The sequence below is a fragment of the Streptomyces sp. M92 genome (assembly GCF_028473745.1).
Taxonomy (GTDB): Bacteria; Actinomycetota; Actinomycetes; order Streptomycetales; family Streptomycetaceae; genus Streptomyces.
Window position 1 is genome coordinate 2,558,755 of the sequence record NZ_CP101137.1, and the last position, 15,983, is coordinate 2,574,737.

General features: G+C 70.5%; 21 protein-coding genes. 10 read left to right on the forward strand and 11 right to left on the reverse strand.

Annotation, left to right across the window (positions count from 1 at the left end; all coding sequences use genetic code 11):
* Positions 1 to 78: 78 nt before the first annotated feature.
* Positions 79 to 1,026: a LysR family transcriptional regulator gene (locus tag M6G08_RS11670; RefSeq protein ID WP_272587091.1), complete on the reverse strand. Its 948-nt coding sequence runs from the start codon at positions 1,024 to 1,026 to the stop codon at positions 79 to 81.
* Positions 1,027 to 1,090: 64 nt separating this feature from the next.
* Entirely contained in the window at positions 1,091 to 2,056 is a 966-nt protein-coding gene (locus tag M6G08_RS11675; protein ID WP_383140269.1) for a helix-turn-helix transcriptional regulator, read from the reverse strand.
* A gap of 73 nt (positions 2,057 to 2,129) precedes the next feature.
* Between M6G08_RS11675 and M6G08_RS11680 the strand changes: the two genes are divergently transcribed.
* On the forward strand, positions 2,130 to 2,522 hold the full coding sequence (locus M6G08_RS11680; protein ID WP_272587092.1) for a VOC family protein: 393 nt from the start codon (positions 2,130 to 2,132) through the stop codon (positions 2,520 to 2,522).
* A gap of 18 nt (positions 2,523 to 2,540) precedes the next feature.
* Here the strand turns inward: M6G08_RS11680 and M6G08_RS11685 are convergent, their stop codons facing one another.
* From M6G08_RS11685 to M6G08_RS11705, 5 genes are all read right to left on the reverse strand, one after another.
* The gene (locus tag M6G08_RS11685) at positions 2,541 to 2,879 is read right to left on the reverse strand and encodes a hypothetical protein (RefSeq protein ID WP_272587093.1); all 339 of its coding nucleotides are present in this window, start codon (positions 2,877 to 2,879) and stop codon (positions 2,541 to 2,543) included.
* A 224-nt stretch (positions 2,880 to 3,103) separates the two neighbouring features.
* The gene (locus M6G08_RS11690; RefSeq protein WP_272587094.1) at positions 3,104 to 3,928 is read right to left on the reverse strand and encodes a hypothetical protein; all 825 of its coding nucleotides are present in this window, start codon (positions 3,926 to 3,928) and stop codon (positions 3,104 to 3,106) included.
* A 237-nt stretch (positions 3,929 to 4,165) separates the two neighbouring features.
* Positions 4,166 to 5,032 (reverse strand): hypothetical protein, encoded by an 867-nt coding sequence (locus tag M6G08_RS11695; RefSeq protein ID WP_272587095.1) that lies wholly within the window; start codon positions 5,030 to 5,032, stop codon positions 4,166 to 4,168.
* Between the two features lie 51 nt (positions 5,033 to 5,083).
* On the reverse strand, positions 5,084 to 5,950 hold the full coding sequence (locus M6G08_RS11700; RefSeq protein WP_272587096.1) for a helix-turn-helix domain-containing protein: 867 nt from the start codon (positions 5,948 to 5,950) through the stop codon (positions 5,084 to 5,086).
* Positions 5,951 to 6,190: 240 nt separating this feature from the next.
* Entirely contained in the window at positions 6,191 to 6,622 is a 432-nt protein-coding gene (locus M6G08_RS11705; protein WP_272587097.1) for an ATP-binding protein, read from the reverse strand.
* A 158-nt stretch (positions 6,623 to 6,780) separates the two neighbouring features.
* On the opposite strand from M6G08_RS11705, the gene M6G08_RS11710 reads away from it, so the two are divergent.
* Complete coding sequence (locus tag M6G08_RS11710; protein WP_272587098.1) at positions 6,781 to 7,656, forward strand: helix-turn-helix domain-containing protein; 876 nt, start codon at positions 6,781 to 6,783, stop codon at positions 7,654 to 7,656.
* Positions 7,653 to 7,853, forward strand: a complete 201-nt coding sequence (locus tag M6G08_RS11715) for a DUF397 domain-containing protein (RefSeq protein ID WP_272587099.1) — start codon at positions 7,653 to 7,655, stop codon at positions 7,851 to 7,853. Before M6G08_RS11710 ends, M6G08_RS11715 begins: the two co-directional genes overlap by 4 nt.
* On the opposite strand, the gene M6G08_RS11720 is transcribed toward M6G08_RS11715, so the two are convergent.
* Positions 7,801 to 8,706, reverse strand: coding sequence for a helix-turn-helix transcriptional regulator (locus M6G08_RS11720; protein WP_272587100.1), 906 nt, complete (start codon positions 8,704 to 8,706; stop codon positions 7,801 to 7,803). The genes M6G08_RS11715 and M6G08_RS11720 overlap by 53 nt on opposite strands.
* Positions 8,707 to 8,783: 77 nt before the next feature.
* Here M6G08_RS11720 and M6G08_RS11725 point away from each other — a divergent pair, with 77 nt between their 5' ends.
* Positions 8,784 to 9,557, forward strand: coding sequence for an SDR family oxidoreductase (locus tag M6G08_RS11725; RefSeq protein ID WP_272587101.1), 774 nt, complete (start codon positions 8,784 to 8,786; stop codon positions 9,555 to 9,557).
* A gap of 1 nt (position 9,558) precedes the next feature.
* Positions 9,559 to 9,771 carry a tautomerase family protein gene (locus tag M6G08_RS11730; protein ID WP_272587102.1) on the forward strand — a complete coding sequence of 71 codons (213 nt, stop codon included), beginning with the start codon at positions 9,559 to 9,561 and terminating at the stop codon, positions 9,769 to 9,771.
* 61 nt (positions 9,772 to 9,832) lie between these two features.
* On the opposite strand, the gene M6G08_RS11735 is transcribed toward M6G08_RS11730, so the two are convergent.
* Positions 9,833 to 10,789 (reverse strand): trypsin-like serine peptidase, encoded by a 957-nt coding sequence (locus tag M6G08_RS11735; RefSeq protein WP_272587103.1) that lies wholly within the window; start codon positions 10,787 to 10,789, stop codon positions 9,833 to 9,835.
* Between the two features lie 152 nt (positions 10,790 to 10,941).
* Positions 10,942 to 11,208, reverse strand: a complete 267-nt coding sequence (locus M6G08_RS11740) for a hypothetical protein (protein ID WP_272587104.1) — start codon at positions 11,206 to 11,208, stop codon at positions 10,942 to 10,944.
* A gap of 265 nt (positions 11,209 to 11,473) precedes the next feature.
* On the opposite strand from M6G08_RS11740, the gene gdhA reads away from it, so the two are divergent.
* A complete protein-coding gene (gene gdhA / locus M6G08_RS11745; protein ID WP_272587105.1) occupies positions 11,474 to 12,832 on the forward strand; it encodes an NADP-specific glutamate dehydrogenase in 1,359 nt (452 codons plus the stop codon).
* 116 nt (positions 12,833 to 12,948) lie between these two features.
* Here the strand turns inward: gdhA and M6G08_RS11750 are convergent, their stop codons facing one another.
* Positions 12,949 to 13,386, reverse strand: coding sequence for a hypothetical protein (locus M6G08_RS11750; protein ID WP_272587106.1), 438 nt, complete (start codon positions 13,384 to 13,386; stop codon positions 12,949 to 12,951).
* A 517-nt stretch (positions 13,387 to 13,903) separates the two neighbouring features.
* Here M6G08_RS11750 and rpsJ point away from each other — a divergent pair.
* The 4 genes from rpsJ to rplW are packed head-to-tail and all read left to right on the forward strand — an operon-like array spanning position 13,904 to position 15,957.
* Positions 13,904 to 14,212: a 30S ribosomal protein S10 gene (gene rpsJ / locus M6G08_RS11755; protein ID WP_003948644.1), complete on the forward strand. Its 309-nt coding sequence runs from the start codon at positions 13,904 to 13,906 to the stop codon at positions 14,210 to 14,212.
* Between the two features lie 16 nt (positions 14,213 to 14,228).
* A complete protein-coding gene (rplC, locus tag M6G08_RS11760; protein WP_073725083.1) occupies positions 14,229 to 14,873 on the forward strand; it encodes a 50S ribosomal protein L3 in 645 nt (214 codons plus the stop codon).
* Positions 14,874 to 14,881: 8 nt separating this feature from the next.
* Complete coding sequence (gene rplD, locus M6G08_RS11765) at positions 14,882 to 15,538, forward strand: 50S ribosomal protein L4 (RefSeq protein WP_043381026.1); 657 nt, start codon at positions 14,882 to 14,884, stop codon at positions 15,536 to 15,538.
* Positions 15,538 to 15,957 carry a 50S ribosomal protein L23 gene (gene rplW / locus M6G08_RS11770; RefSeq protein WP_107477109.1) on the forward strand — a complete coding sequence of 140 codons (420 nt, stop codon included), beginning with the start codon at positions 15,538 to 15,540 and terminating at the stop codon, positions 15,955 to 15,957. The genes rplD and rplW overlap by 1 nt, the downstream gene beginning before the upstream one ends.
* Positions 15,958 to 15,983 lie beyond the last annotated feature (26 nt).

The following is a 15,983-nucleotide window of genomic DNA, read 5'->3' on the forward strand; positions in this document are numbered from 1 at the left end:
GCGCCGTAAGACGTCGGTCGGCCCTCCCCCCGGCGTTATGGAAGGCGGGTGAGGGGCGCCAGGGGGCGCCGGGGGTGGTCAGGGCACCCGGTGCGCGGCCATCCACTCGGTGTAGCTGTCGCTGCTCGCCGCCACTCCCGCGTGCGCCATGCGGGCCTGCGCCAGCACGGTCGCCGCGGTGTCCTGCCGCCCGGTCACCGCGTGCCAGCCCAGCAGGTGCCGCCAGGCCAGCGGTGTTCCGGTGAGCGGCCGGGTGACGATGCCGGGCGTCGTCGGGAAGGTCGCCCGGCACAGGCCCACCGCCCGCCCCACCTTCACCAGGTGCACCAGCGAGGCGGTGTCCGTCTCGTACATGCGGCGCGGCGTGAACCCGGCGCGGGCGCACGACGCGGTGAAGCAGTCGCCGAAGCAGCCGTCGCCGGGCACGCAGGCCCACTCCTCGCTCGCCAGCTCCGTCAGGTCCACCTCGGCGCGCGAGGCGAGCGGATGCCTCTCGGGCACCATCACGAACACCGGATCGACGGCGACCTCCCGCCACACCAGGCCTGCCGCGCCGGGCGGCTCGGCGGAACCGCACGTCCCCGCGAGCGCGAAGTCCAGCCTGCCCTCGGCCAGTTGGTCGGCAAGCTCCCGCTCCGACCACGACGTACAGGTCGTCATCCGGGCCTCCGGCGCCACGTCCGCCAGCCGGTCCACCAGCGCCCCCAGCAAGGGCCCGTGCGTCCCGCCCAGCCGCAGGTGCCGTGCCGTCCGCGGCGCCCGCGCGAACCGCGCCGCCTCCTGCTGCAACTCGGTCACCGCGGGCAGCACGATCCGGCTCCGCTCCAGCACCAGTTCCCCCAGCGCGGTCGCCCGCACCCCGTGCCGGCCCCGCTCGAACAGCGCCCCGCCCAGGGCCCGTTCGATCCGCTTGAGCTGTGCGCTCAACGCGGGCTGCGCGAGGCCGAGCACCGTCGCCGCCCTGGTGAGGCTGCCGGCGTCGGCGATGGCCCGGACCGTCTTGAGATGCCGCAACTCCAGCTCCATGAGGGGAGCTTGCGACGCGGGGAGTGCGGGGGCAAGAGGTTGGTACGGACCTGTGGAGGAAACTTCAAGTACTTGCTTCCCCGTTCGCGGCGAGCAACTCCCGGGCCCGGCGCAGCAGTGCCTCCCGCACGGAGTCCGGCGCCAGCACGTGCAACGGCGTGGCGAGGCTGAACAGATAGCGGGCCAGCCCCTCGGCGCTCGACCCGCCGATCTCGACGACCGTGGCGTCCGGCCCGTCGGCCCGGTGCAGCCCGACCGTGGCGGGAATGGACCGCAGCGCCTCCTCCATGGGCACCGGCAGCCGTACGGTGGCCAGCACCGCGTACGGCCCGGTCGCGCTCGCCCGGGACACGAGCAGCGCCGGATCGGGCAGCGGTTCGGTGAACTCCACGGCCCGCCCCGTCGGCTGCACCCGCTCGACCCGGTCGGCCCGGAAGGTTCGCCACTCGTCCCGGGCCACGTCCCGGGCCACGAAGTACCAGCGCCGCCCGGTGTGCACGAGCCGGTACGGATCCACGTCCCGCACACTGGTCCGCCCGCCCCAGTCCCGGTACGCCATCCGGGCCCGCTCGCCCCGCCGGCACGCGGCGGCCAGCTCCAGCAGCGTCCCCGCCGCGACCTGCGGCTCACCGGCCCGCGGCGTCTGCACGAACGCGGCGTCCATGTCCTCGAGCCGGTCGCCCAGCCGCTTGGGCAGCACCTGCCGCAGCTTCAGCAACGCCGACAACGCCGCCTGGTCCCCGCCCAGCGCCCCGCTCAGCGCGGCCTCCCGCAGCCCGACGGCCACGGCGAGCGCCTCCTCGTCGTCCAGGATCAACGGCGGCGTACGCGTCCCCGGCCGCAGCCGGTACCCGCCCCACGGTCCCGGATCGGAGTCGACGGCGTACCCCAGCTCCCGCAGCCGCGCCACGTCCCGCCGCACGGTCCGTTCCGTGACCTCCATCCGCTCGGCCAGCTCACCGCAGGTCCAGGCGGGACGGACGGCGAGCAGGGAGACCAGCCGCAGCAGCCGGGCGGAAGTACTGAGCACGGTCCCGAAGTCTCCCACGCACCCACCGACGACCAGGACCGAATCTGTCCTGATCACGTCCTACGGTCTCCCCATGACGACAACGCAGAACACCCCGGCCCCGGCCTTCCGCTACTCGGCCGTCACCTTCGACTGCCCCGACCCCGCCGCGATGGCCCGCTTCTGGGGCAAGGCACTCGGCCTCACCGTCTCCTTCCACACCGACGACTTCTACTTCCTCGGCGGCCAGGACGGCGCCCCCGGCCTCGGCTTCCACCGCCTCCCCGACTACCGCCCGCCCACCTGGCCGGGCGCCGGCCAGGAGAAGCAGGCCCACATCGACGTCGGCGTCGACGACCTGGACGCGGGCGAGACCCGCCTGCTCGCCCTGGGCGCGACGAAGCCCGACTTCCAGCCGTCCCCGGACCGCTGGAGGGTGCTGCTGGACCCGGCGGGGCATCCGTTCTGTGTGTCGACGGTGGCGTGAGGGCGGGAACGGCAGGGATCAATAGACGAAGCTGTGCATGACGCCGCCCACGTTCGGAGACCGGAACTGCGGGGCCGGGTCATCGGGGGGCACGACCCCGACGCAGATTTCGTAAGACGTGCCCGGCATCAGTCTCACCTCCACCACATGTTCCCGGCGCACGGGGGTGAGATCGGCTCGCATGTCGTGCCACCCATACGGCGTGTCCGTGGCAGCCACGTAGTCGATGACCCGCTTCGTGGCCGTCTCCTCCAGCCACATGTACACGTCGACCAGCTTCGGCGTTTCTGTCCCGGTCAACTCGTACACCATGTAGGCCTTGGTGCCCTCGCGGCGGAGACACACGTCGACGGTCACGTCCTCGACCACCGTCCGACCGCGGCAGTCGTCCGTCTGTGTCTTTTCGGGCGACGGAGCGGATGACGAGGGGGTTTCAGCCGGTGGGGCGGCGGCGGAAACGGAAGACTTCGGGGCCGGTTCGGACCGATCGGCGGGGGGTGCCCCAGAATCCTTCGCTGCAACCGTGGGCTGAGCCGAGGCGGAAGGGCTGGTGCTTGTCCAGGTAAACCGACTCGGGGCGGTCAGGTGTCCCCACGAAGGGCCTCCACGTACTCCACGGCGTCCTGACCGCCGGTCATGTCCGGCCAGAAGCCGCCCCGCAGATCGTCGTCCGACAGCTGGGGCTGTGTCGGCAGGAGCTCGATGTCCCGCGCACGCATCCACATGCTCTGCCCCTGAGCGTTCTCGGTGATCTCACCGGTGATCTCCACGCGGTCGCGTCGCCACGCCCGACGCAGTTCGGGATCGAGGTCGTCCCCGAAGTACACGGGGATCACCTCTTCTCCGACCTCGGTGCGCAGCAGGGCCCGGGGCCGCCGCTGTCTGCCGCCCTCGTGCAGCCCGCTGAGGCGTCCCCTGCGAGAACCGAACGTGTGGTGGCGGGTCTTCGTCGCGGACTCCAGATGCAGCGCGGTCCGCTGGGTGATCTCCACAGTACGCAGGGGCTCTCCGTCTCCCCGGACCTCGAGGATCATGCCGACGTCCGGCGACGCGCCGAGCGACTTGGCGACTCGGCGCCCGAGATTCGCGGCCCGCAGTGTCCAACCGGTGGGGATGCGGGCGGTGGACTCGGCCTCGTGCAGCCCGCCGACCGCGCTGCGGGCCACTCGTTCGACCACGTCGTAGGTCGAGTGCTCGGCGATCCGCAGTGGTTCCAGAGTGCAGGCGACGCTGCCGAGTCGTAGTTCGTTGAACGTCCAGCGTGTTCCGTTCCCGCTCGGCCGCGCCGTCTCGGTGGCTTCCAGTTCACGCAGGAGGGACAGCACGGTGGTGAGGGCCTGGAGCGATTCCTGCGCGTCCATGCCGGCGTGCGGGCCGAGTAGCCTCAGCGCGAGTTCGATCCTCATGATGTCCCTCCTTCCACGGTCACGGTTCCCGGCGTCACAGTATGCGAAGCCCGTCACCATGCTCGGCGCGATCCGCGAAGCTGTCACCCGCACGAGGCCGTCGCCGTGGACGGGACCGGCGAGTGGCGCCCCTTCGAAGCGGGCGGTGGACGACACGACTCTCCTCCGACGGCCGAGCCGACAGGACCTTGCGTTGGTGTGTGTGACTCGCCACGGCGACGTGCCTCGGGCAGTCGGTCATTCGTCTTCGTCGAAGATCTCTTCCGTGGTGGACGCGGTGACGGCGCGGAGCAGCCAGCGGAGCAGGGTTTCGGGGTCCTGGCAGTCGGCGACCTCTTCGCGGGTGCTCTCCGAGAGGACGAGACCGCGCTCTCCCAGGAGAAGCAGAAGGTGCTCCGTGCGGAACTTCGTGATGCGCTCGACCCGATCCTTCTCGCGTTCCCGATCCAAGATGATCGCGCTCACGAGGTGCTTCCAGACGATCCCGGCCGGGTGCGTGTGGAGGCCCTGGGCCGTCAGAGCTATGAGTGGGTTGGCGTCCACGTCCGGGAGATCCCGCAAGATCGTGGACAATGTGTCCAGCGCAGATCCGATTCCCTGTGCGGCCGGGTGCATGATGGCCGACAGCGCGGACAGGGCCGGGTCGGCCTGAACTGCTTCGGGGTCGGTGATCAGCGGCAGGTTGGCAGGTCCCGCGACGAAGGGGTGGAGGGTGAGCGCGGGCGGCTGAACAGGCCCGCTCGCCACGGGCTGTGCGGCCCAACGTGCTGTGTCCTGGTCGGGGCACACGATCAACAGAGCCGTGGGCAACCGATACTCGGTCCACAGGCATGCGACGTGGTGTGCCCAGTGCGCGGGTCGTAGGTGGTCCTGGCGGTCCTGTGCCTCGATCAACAGGAGGAAGGTCTCCTGCCCCGCCGTCTCGAGCTGGAGCAACGTGTTTCCCCGACAACCGAGAGCTCCCCAGTTGCCGACGCCCGAGAACAGCACACTCGCCTTGGTGACGGCGGGAACGGCGATCCCGAGCAGCGGTGCTACGCGGGCGAACAGGCCGGGATCGTGTCGGAAGAGGCGGTGCAGGGATTCGGCGGGCGGGTCGGACATGGTGGCCTCGGGCTTCTGAAGGTGATGGATGAGGAGCGGGGGACTGTGGTGTCAGGCGGCTGCCGTGACTGCCCGACAGTCGCGGCAGCGGTCTTCGGTCTCGGGGGCGCGGAAGCCCCGGTCGCAGCCCTCGCAGTTCTGGAGTGGGTGGCGCGGCGGCGGTACGGCGGCCGGCGGCGTGCGGAACGGGGGCGGGGGTGGCAGCCGGTCGGTGAGGCGGTGGGCCAGGAGAGCGGCCGGGCGGCGCAGGGGCTCGTCCGGGAGGTCGGCCGTCAGGGCGCGGCGTACGGCGCCGGGGAGCACGTCCCTTTCCAGCCAGGCGGCGACGCCGGGCGCCAGGTGCGCGGTCTCGGCGGCGGAGAGCACCAGGCGGGAGTCGTGTCGGCGCAGGTCGGCGAGGAGATCGGTGGCCGCCCGGAAGAGCCCGGGGACCTTGCAGTCGGGCTGCGGTACGGCGGGGAGCGCCTTGCGGGGGCGGGGCTCACGGGGGCGGGAGGGGCGGTCCGGGCAGGTCGTGGAGGACTCCGCCCGGCGGGCGGCCTTCGGCTGGTTGCAGGAGACGGTACGGGTGACGATCCGGCCGGTGGACGTGCGTACGCGCTCGCGGCGCAGATAGCCGTGGGCCTCCAGCTCGCGCAGGGCGGCGGCGATGCGGGTGGCGCCCTCGGGGAAGCGCGCGGTGAGGGACTTGATGTCGGCGCCCGCACCCGTGGGCAGCGACTGGAGGTGGCAGCTGAGACCGATCGCCAGCAGCGACAGCTCCTTGTGCTGGGCCAGGTGATTGCCGATCACCACGAAGCGGGTGGTGTGACGGGTGTTGTCGTGGGTGATGCCGCCGCCGTGGTGACGCGTACGGGTCGGATCGGCGGTGAGGGCTGACTGGGCGTGGGAGGGCGCGTTAGGGTCTTGGGTATCCATCGGGAAGTCTCGTTTCCTTGGTGGTAGGCCCTCGTATTGGGATGGCAGTCCCGGCGGGGGCCGACGTATGTCTGCGGTCGTTTGCGCTGAGCGTAGGGGAGTTGGGGGTTCGGAAATCCAGCCCAGGCGGTGATGTTCACCCGCCCGGGTGATGACGCGCCTCGGGTGGAAAGGCGGGGCTTGGTGGGGTGCTTTCTCCCCGGGTTCTTTCCTTGGTAGGGCACCGGCGGCACCGCAGCCTCAGAACGCGGGTTCCGGCGGTGTGCAGGGCAGTTCCGCCCACACGGTCTTGCGCGGGAAGCGTTCCTCGGTCACTCCCCAGCGGTCCGCCAGCGCCTCGACGAGCAGCAGGCCACGGCCCGATTCGGCGTCGGGGGCGGGTGTCTGCGGGCGGGGGAGTTCTTCGCCCCGGGTGTCGGTGACCTCGATACGGAGGGTCGCGCCGACGACGTAGAGCGTGAGCCGGAAGTCGCGGCCGGGGACGCGTCCGTGGGCCGCCGCGTTGCTCGCCAGTTCGGCGACGAGCTGGCGGGCCGGGTCGAGCGGGAGGCCCCAGCTGCGGAGCTGTTCCGTCGCCAGCAGACGGGCGAGGCGGGCGCCGCGCGGCGTGGGGGACAGCTGCACACTGAAGTTGCGGACGGACGTCGGGAGTTCGGCGGATTTCTGGTTCACGTCACTCAGCGTGGCGGTGCGTGCGTACGGTGAGAAGTGACTCAGCGGGTACGTACGGTGACTGTCCGGTTGTTGTCCGGTGTGTACGGGGCTGTCACGGCGGTCGGTACGGGTAGGGCGCTGGTGCATCCGATACGGGCACGACGGAGGGGCACGGCATGACAGTCGAGACGGACGCGGGACGGCTCAAGAGTGAGGCGGACGAGCCGGGTTGGGAGGTCGACCCGGACGACGAGTGGGGAATCGCCGTCATCACGACCGTCGGTCGGCAGCTGAAGCTGCGGCGCGAGGCGGCGGGGATGCGGGCCGTCGAGTTCGGGGCGGCGGTCGGGTACGGCGAGGACATGGTCTACAAGATCGAGGGCGGGAAGCGGATTCCCCGGCAGGAGTACCTGGACCGGGCCGACGAGGCGCTGGACGCGGGCGGGCTGATCTCGGCGGCGTGGGAGGACGTGAAGAAGGTCCGGTACCCGAAGAAGGTGCGGGAGCTGGGGAAGCTGGAGGCGAAGGCCGTCGAGATCGGGGTGTACGAGTGCAACATCGTCGCGGGGCTGTTGCAGACGCCGGAGCATGCTCGGGTGCTGATCGAGGCTGCGCAGCCGCCCTACTCACCCGACGATGTCGAACGCATGGTGGCAGCCCGGTTGGCCAGGCAATCGGTGTACGAGCGCGATCCGGCTCCATCGATTCATTTCGTGTTGGAAGAGGCGCCCCTGCGTCGGCAGATCGGGGGCACAATGGGATGGCGACGGCAGCTCGAACGTCTGTTGGAGGTTGGGAGGTTGGCCAGTGTCACGCTCCAAGTCATGCCGACCAACGTTGACGCTCATCCAGGGCTCGACGGCAGGATCGAGTTGTTGAAGTTCCAGGACGGTACAGCGGTGGGGCGCGCCGACGGCTTGTTCAACGGACGTCCCGTCTCTGAACCGAGGCAACTCCGCATCCTGGAGTTGCAGTACGGAACCATCCGGGCGCAGGCACTCCCCCCTAGGGAGTCGCTGGCCTTCATCGAGAAACTGCTGGGAGAAACATGATCCGCGAGGCCGAACTGGTCTGGTTCAAGAGCACCTACAGCGGCGGCACCAACGGCGAGTCCTGCGTCGAGATCGCGACCACCCCCGGCACGATCCACGTCCGAGACTCCAAGCACGTACCAGGTGGCGGCCCCCGCCTCACCCTCACCCCGACCGCCTGGGCGACCTTCCTCCCGTACGCGTCGGAGCCGCGCTGACCACCTCCTGCGTCCCCACCACCGCCAACAGCTCCAGCAGCCCCGCGCTCTCCGTCCCCACGGCCGGCGTGAACCAGAGCAGTCGCTGCCGTCCGTCCTCGCTGAAGAGATGGAGGCAGTTGACCTCGATCACGCCGAGCACGGGATGGACGAGCCGTTTGCGGTCCTTCCGCCGGACGGCCACCTCGTGGTCGGCCCACAGCGAGGCGAACTCGGGCGAGACGGCGAGCAGCGTCCGGATCATCGACCCGACCTCGGGGTCCTTCGCGTCCCTCCGTGCCGCCGCGGCCCGCAGGTCGGCGACGAAGGAGCGGGACTGGCCCTCGTGGTCGGCCTCCGGATACAGGCGCCGGGCGTCGGGCTCGGTGAACCACCGGTGGACGAAGCTGGCCCTGGGCCCCCGGAAACCCGAGTGGTCCCCGAGCAGCGCCACCGCCAGCGGATTCTGCACGAGGGTGACGTGCAGGTCGGTGATCACCTGCGCCGGGGTCGAGGTCATCCGCCCGAGCAGGTCCAGCATGCCCGGGTGCACGTGCGAAGCGGCCCCGCCCTGCACGGGCACCGGCCGGTCCGCGAGCCGGTACAGATAGTCCCGCTCGTCGGAGGAGAGCCGCAGCGCACGCGCCAGCGCGGCGATCATCTGCTCGGACGGCTGCGACCCGGCCCCGCGCTCCAGCTCGTTGTAGTAGTCCACGGACGCCCCGGCGAGCTGGGCGACCTCCTCGCGCCGCAGCCCCGGCACCCGGCGCCGAGGGCCGGCCGGAAGCCCGACGTCGGCCGGGCGGATGCGCTCCCGCCGCGACCGCAGGAACGCTCCCAGCTCGGCGTACTTCACAGCGCTCATGCCCTCCATTCTGCGCCGGGCGGGGCCGGTGACCCAGGGGATGACATCCCCTGGCTGCGCGGGTGGGCCGGGCGCATCGTGGACGCATGACCACGAGAACGAACACGAGCAGGAACCAGAACCCAGCGGCCGACACCCGCGTAGCGATCGTCACCGGCGGGTCGCGCGGCATCGGCCGGGCGGTCTCGCGCAAGCTCGCCGAGGACGGCCTGGCCGTCGTCGTGAACTACGCCAGCGACGCCGCCTCCGCCGACGAGACGGTGGCGGCGATCACCGGGACCGGCGGCCGGGCGATCGCCGTGGCGGCGGACGTGGCGGAGGAGAAGGAGATCGCCGCGCTGTTCGACCGGGCGGAGACCGAGTACGGCGGCGTGGACGTCGTCGTGAACTCGGCCGGCCGCATGACCTTGTCGCCCATCGCCGACCTGGACCTGGACGCCCTGGACGCCATGCACCGCACCAACATCCGCGGCACCTTCGTGGTCGCCCGGGAGGCCGCCCGGCGCCTGCGGGCGGGGGGCTCCTTCGTGGGATTCTCGACATCCGTCGTCGGCACGCAGTTCCCGGCGTACGGGGCGTACGCGGCGAGCAAGGGCGCGGTGGAGGCGATGACGCTGATCCTCGCCCGTGAGCTGCGCGGACGGGACATCACCGTGAACACGGTGGCCCCCGGCCCCACGGCCACGGACCTGTTCCTCACCGGCAAGACGGAGGAGCAGATCGACCAGCTCGCGAAGACGCCGCCGCTGGAGCGGCTGGGCACCCCGGAGGACATCGCCGAGGTGGTCGCCTTCCTCTCCAGCCCCGCCGGTCACTGGGTGAACGGCCAGATCCTGCGTGCCAACGGGGGGATGATCTGAGATGCCCTTCGCCCACTTCAAGGTCCCCGAGGGCACCCTCACCCCGGAGGACAAGCGGAAGATCGTCGAACGCACCACCGACCTCTACGCCGAGATCTACGGGGAGCGCGCCCGCCCCACCACCGTCGTCCTCGTCGACGAGGTCCCCGACGGCGGTTGGGGCGTCGCGGGCAACGTCCTCACCGCCGAGATGCTCAACGCGGACGGAGACTGACGGCCGACGGCGGGTCCGTCTGCTGTTCTCGCGGCAGGCGGACCGGCACCGAAGAGATCGGTCAGCCCTGCGCGTACTCGTTGTACAGGTCGATGACCCAGGAGCCGAAGTGCGGCGACCTGATCACGGTGGGGTTGTCGCGGTCGTCCGCGTTGCTGTTCACGCCGGAGACGTACGGTACGGAACCGGTGTTCTCGACCCACGGGCCGCCGCTGGCACCGCCCGTCTGGTTGGTGCAGTCCATCTCGTACTGCCCGCCTTCGGGCTCGGCTTGCGCGTCGCAGACCTGGAGGGTCATTCCGTCGTAGGCCCCTGCGGCCGAGTAGCCCATGGCAAGGAAGTTCTGGGTACCGCTGTAACCGGCCCACACGCCGTTGCCTCCGACGACCTCCACGACCTCGTATCCCTGGAACTGCCCCATGAGGGCGATGCCGAAGTCGTAGTCGAAGTCTCCGTCCTCGGCCCAGCCCACGGTGGTGACCAGGGTCTCGAACTCGTACCCGCCGTACGGTGCGGTGTTGTTCTCGAAGCCGGGGTAGAAGGTGAACTTCTCCGCCCAGGAGCCTCCGTTGCCGTCATGCAGGCAGTGCCCGGCCGTGAAGACCATGTTCTTGCCGGCGCTGCTCACGACCGACGCGGAGCACACGTAGCCCGCCCCGTCGACGGTGAAGAAGACCTTGCCGACCGTGGCGTGCGAGACGGCTGCCGCGCCCAGGGGGGCGGCCAGGGGGGATGCGGCGGGGGAGGTGGGTTCGGCGAGCACGGTCGGCGCGGTCCGGGCGTCGGAGGCGGCCTGCGGGCGGACGGAGTCCGGGACTTCGACCTCGCCCAGGGCCCGGGGGACGGCCGCCGCCCGGCGCTCGGGGGTCCAGTACTCCGTGCCCGACTGGGCGGACCGGGCTTCGGCGGCGTGGTGCACCACCGCCGTGCCCGGTTCCTGAGTGCGTGCGGTGGCTGCTTCCGGCAGGAACAGGGCGACCAGCGCGACAAGGAAGGCCGCCGCCGAGGATCTCTGCAACGAGGTGCGCATTCTTCTCCAAGCACGGTTGCGTCTCTACGCTCGGGCCGAGCGGAGGCAGGCTGCCCTTGGCTTAGAATGTCCATGCCAAGCATGATCGTGAAGTGAGTCACAGTGCTGTCGTTGGTCGTGAAGTGCCGCGACGCGTCGGGTCACGTCCGTTGGAGGAGTGCCATCGTGCCCTTGCCTGTGCGTGTCGCCCGCTGGGCGTTGTTGCTCCCGTTGTTCGTTCTGGGGGCGGCGGGGTGCGAGGAGGAGAACGCCGACCCGGGTGAGGTTCGCCCGTCGGCCCCGACGCCCGCTCCGAGTTCGGCGTCCACCGTGAGCCCCTCGTCCACGAGGATTCCGGCGACCGAACCCGAGGTGACGGCCGACCCGGACTGGAGCCGGACTGTCGAGGAGAGTGGGGACCCGGTCATGCCGACCCGCTGAGGCCGCGGCGGTCTTGCGCGGCAGCACGGGGACGGCGCGTCCCATATGGCGGACGACATGGTTTCGCCCTCTGGCCGGGACCTTGACACGCGAGCGACACTGGGGAGTCGGCCGTTTCGCGGTGCGCCCAGCGCAGTTCCGGGACGGTCGCTGTTCCGCGCGCGGCAACGGCGCCGAGCGCTCTCCGTCGGACCCGACATGCCCGCACGCTTGTCCGGGAATCCGGCGTCAGCCGTGCCAGAAGGGACCCCCGTGACGACGCGATCCGACACCACGACCGCGCTCAACCGACTCCTCGCCGAGATCGAGCACCGCAACCCGGCCCAGCCCGAGTTCCACCAGGCCGCCCACGAGGTCCTGGAAACGCTCGCGCCGGTGATCGCGGCCCGCCCCGAGTACGCGGAGCCGGGCCTCATCGAGCGGCTCGTCGAGCCTGAGCGCCAGGTGATCTTCCGGGTGCCGTGGCAGGACGACCAGGGCCGCGTCCACGTCAACCGGGGCTTCCGCGTCGAGTTCAACAGCGCGCTGGGCCCGTACAAGGGCGGCCTGCGCTTCCACTCCTCCGTGAACCTGGGCGTCATCAAGTTCCTGGGCTTCGAGCAGATCTTCAAGAACGCCCTGACCGGCCTCGGCATCGGCGGCGGCAAGGGCGGCAGCGACTTCGACCCGCACGGACGCAGCGACGCGGAGGTCATGCGGTTCTGCCAGTCGTTCATGACGGAGCTGTACCGGCACATCGGCGAGCACACGGACGTCCCGGCCGGTGACATCGGCGTCGGCGGCCGCGAGATCGGCTACCTCTTCGGCCAGTACCGCCGCATCACCAACCGCTGGGAGGCCGGCGTACTGACCGGCAAGGGCCAGGGCTGGGGCGGCTCGCTGATCCGCCCGGAGGCGACGGGCTACGGCAACGTGCTCTTCGCGGCGGCGATGATGCGGGAGCGCGGCGAGGACCTGGAGGGCCAGACCGCGGTCGTCTCGGGCTCCGGCAACGTGGCGATCTACACCATCGAGAAGCTGGCCGCCCTCGGCGCCAACGCCGTCACCTGCTCGGACTCCTCCGGCTACGTCGTCGACGAGAAGGGCATCGACCTCGACCTGCTGAAGCAGATCAAGGAGGTCGAGCGCGGCCGCGTCGACGCCTACGCCAAGCGCCGGGGTGCCTCGGCCCGCTTCGTGCCCGGCGGCCGCGTCTGGGAGGTCCCGGCGGACATCGCCCTCCCGTCGGCCACGCAGAACGAGCTGGACGAGGCCGACGCCGAGACCCTGATCCGCAACGGCGTCAAGGCGGTCTCCGAGGGCGCCAACATGCCGACGACCCCCGAGGCCGTCCACCTCCTCCAGAAGGCCGGCGTCGCCTTCGGCCCCGGCAAGGCGGCCAACGCGGGCGGCGTCGCGGTCAGCGCCCTGGAGATGGCGCAGAACCACGCGCGTACGTCCTGGACGGCGGCGCGCGTCGAGGAGGAGCTGACGCACATCATGAACGACATCCACACCACCTGCCACGAGACCGCCGAGCGCTACGACGCCCCCGGCGACTACGTCACCGGCGCGAACATCGCGGGCTTCGAGCGGGTGGCGGACGCGATGCTGGCGCAGGGCGTGATCTGACCGGGCGAACGAAGGGGGCCGTGGCGCCACGGCCCCCTCGCGCAGTACGGCTCCGCCCTCAGCCGAAGGTCACCACCGGCCGCCCGTTCGAGCCCGGCCGGAAGCGTCGCCGCTCTTCACGAGGGCGGTACGGGCGCGGAGGGCGCGCGCCCGGCCAGCCGCGCCAGCACCCGGGCGTGGACCGTGGTCGCCGCCGCGATCACGGAGGCCACGGTCGACAGGGCCAGGATGCCGAGCAGCGCCGGCCACTGACGCAGCTCGCTGTGGCAGTAGTAGCCGTCCTGCTCGAACGGCTCGATCAGCGGCCCCTTGCAACGGGGTTCACCGTCGTGGAGCTCGGGGCCGTACGAGGCGAGCATGAGGTAGGCGAAGTACGCCCACAGCGCGGCCGCGAGCATGACGAACGCGACGGACCACTTGTCCGCACGGCTCGCGTCCCTCAGGTCCCGCGAAGGCCCGGTCGCCGCTGCCGGGTCTCCGTCGCCTGCCGGTGAGCCGTCCTCGTCGCCCACGTCCGCGGTGTGTCTGCCGGTGGCGGTGTCGTCGGCCGTCAAGTGATCCCCCAGGTGTTCGGTCCCGTCACGATGGACCACGACCCTAGTGCGGTGACCGGTGCGGCACCCCCGAGCCCTGTCGCCGGGTCCGGAGCCTCGGACGCCGCGAGGTGTACCCCGCGATCACGTGGGGTACAGTCATCCGCTTCGATTGGCCAGCGACACGCCCCGTATGGCAGACTAGCGGGGTTGCTCGGTCGAGTGCCGATGCTGCGCGCCTCCCGCCGGGGGGACCGGAAGCGAGTCCCACAGTACTCGTCGCCCCTGATCAGGAGCGGACGTACGGGAATCTTCCGGGAAGCGTCAGCGGGGTACCGGCCAGGCGCCCGGTGGGCCTCTCGCCCCCGGTCCGCGGTTCCGGTAGGGCCCGCACCTCCCAGAGCAGGGATGTTCGAACAAGGGACATCTGTGTCAGCGGGAGTGCGACACGCCCGACCGCGTGGGTCGGAGGGGGAGCGGGATTGCAAGGAACCGCCGGGTACCAGAGCGTTACGAGAGACAGGACTACGAAGTAGCCATGGCGGGACAGAAGATCCGCATCCGGCTCAAGGCCTACGACCACGAGGTCATCGACTCCTCGGCGAAGAAGATCGTCGAGACGGTGACCCGCACTGGTGCGTCGGTCGCGGGCCCGGTGCCGCTGCCCACTGAGAAGAACGTGTACTGCGTCATCAAGTCGCCGCACAAGTACAAGGACTCGCGCGAGCACTTCGAGATGCGCACGCACAAGCGCCTGATCGACATCCTCGACCCGACCCCCAAGACCGTTGACTCTCTGATGCGACTCGACCTCCCGGCCGGTGTCGACATCGAGATCAAGCTCTGAGGCCGGTGATCTGAAGATGAACAAGCAGATCAAGGGCATCCTGGGCGAGAAGCTCGGCATGACGCAGGTGTGGGACGAGAACAACCGTGTTGTTCCGGTCACCGTCGTCAAGGCCGGCCCCAACGTCGTCACCCAGGTCCGCACGAACGACGTCGACGGCTACGAGTCCGTCCAGATCGCGTTCGGCGAGATCGACCCGCGCAAGGTGAACAAGCCCCTCAAGGGTCACTTCGCCAAGGCCGACGTCACCCCCCGCCGCCACCTCGTCGAGATCCGCACGGCCGACGCCGCCGAGTACACGCTCGGCCAGGAAGTCACCGCCGAGGTCTTCGAGGCCGGCATCAAGGTCGACGTGACCGGCAAGAGCAAGGGCAAGGGCTTCGCCGGTGTCATGAAGCGTCACAACTTCAAGGGCCTCGGCGCCGGACACGGCACCCAGCGCAAGCACCGCTCGCCCGGTTCCATCGGTGGCTGCGCCACCCCGGGCCGCGTGTTCAAGGGCCTCCGCATGGCCGGCCGTATGGGCAACGAGCGGGTCACCACCCAGAACCTGACCGTCCACGCCGTTGACGCGGAGAAGGGTCTGCTGCTCATCAAGGGCGCGGTTCCCGGTCCGAACGGCGGCCTCGTCCTGGTCCGCACCGCGGCCAAGGGGGCCTGAGGTAACCGATGAGCACTGTTGACATCCTTTCGCCGGCGGGCGACAAGGCCGGCACCGTCGAGCTCCCCGCGGAGATCTTCGACGTTGAGAAGGTCAGCATCCCGCTGATCCACCAGGTCGTCGTCGCGCAGCTGGCCGCTGCCCGTCAGGGCACGCACAAGACCAAGACTCGTGGCGAGGTCCGCGGCGGTGGCAAGAAGCCGTACCGCCAGAAGGGCACCGGCCGCGCCCGTCAGGGCTCGACCCGCGCGCCGCAGTTCGCCGGTGGTGGCGTCGTGCACGGTCCCGTGCCGCGCGACTACTCGCAGCGCACCCCGAAGAAGATGAAGGCTGCCGCCCTGCGTCACGCCCTCACCGACCGGGCCCGTCACAACCGCATCCACGTCGTCTCCGGCGTCGTCGAGGGCGACAGCCCGTCGACGAAGGCCGCCCGGACGCTGTTCGGCAAGATCTCGGAGCGCAAGAACCTGCTCCTGGTCGTCGACCGCGCCGACGAGGCCGCGTGGCTGTCCGCCCGCAACCTGCCCCAGATCCACATCCTGGAGCCGGGCCAGCTGAACACGTACGACGTTCTCGTCTCGGACGACGTGGTCTTCACCCAGGCCGCCTTCGAGTCCTTCGTGTCCGGCCCGAAGGCCAATGACACCGAAGGGAGCGAGGCCTGATGGCCATCCGTCACCCCGCCATCGCCTCCAAGGCCGCGAAGAAGGCCAAGGAAGCGCGCGTCAAGAAGGCGCGTCGGCACGCCGCCGAAGGCAAGAACACCGTCGTCACCCCGGCGAGCAAGTCGTTCACGGACCCCCGTGACGTGCTGCTGAAGCCGGTCGTGTCCGAGAAGAGCTACGCGCTCCTCGACGAGAACAAGTACACGTTCATCGTCGCGCCGGGCTCCAACAAGACCGAGATCAAGGAGGCCGTCCAGGCGGTCTTCTCGGTCAAGGTCACCGGGGTCAACACGATCAACCGCCAGGGCAAGCGCAAGCGGACCCGCACGGGCTTCGGCAAGCGTGCCGACAGCAAGCGCGCGATCGTGACCCTTGCCGAGGGCGACCGTATCGACATCTTCGGCGGTCCGACCTCCTGACGGAGGTCCGGATCGTCCGAATATCG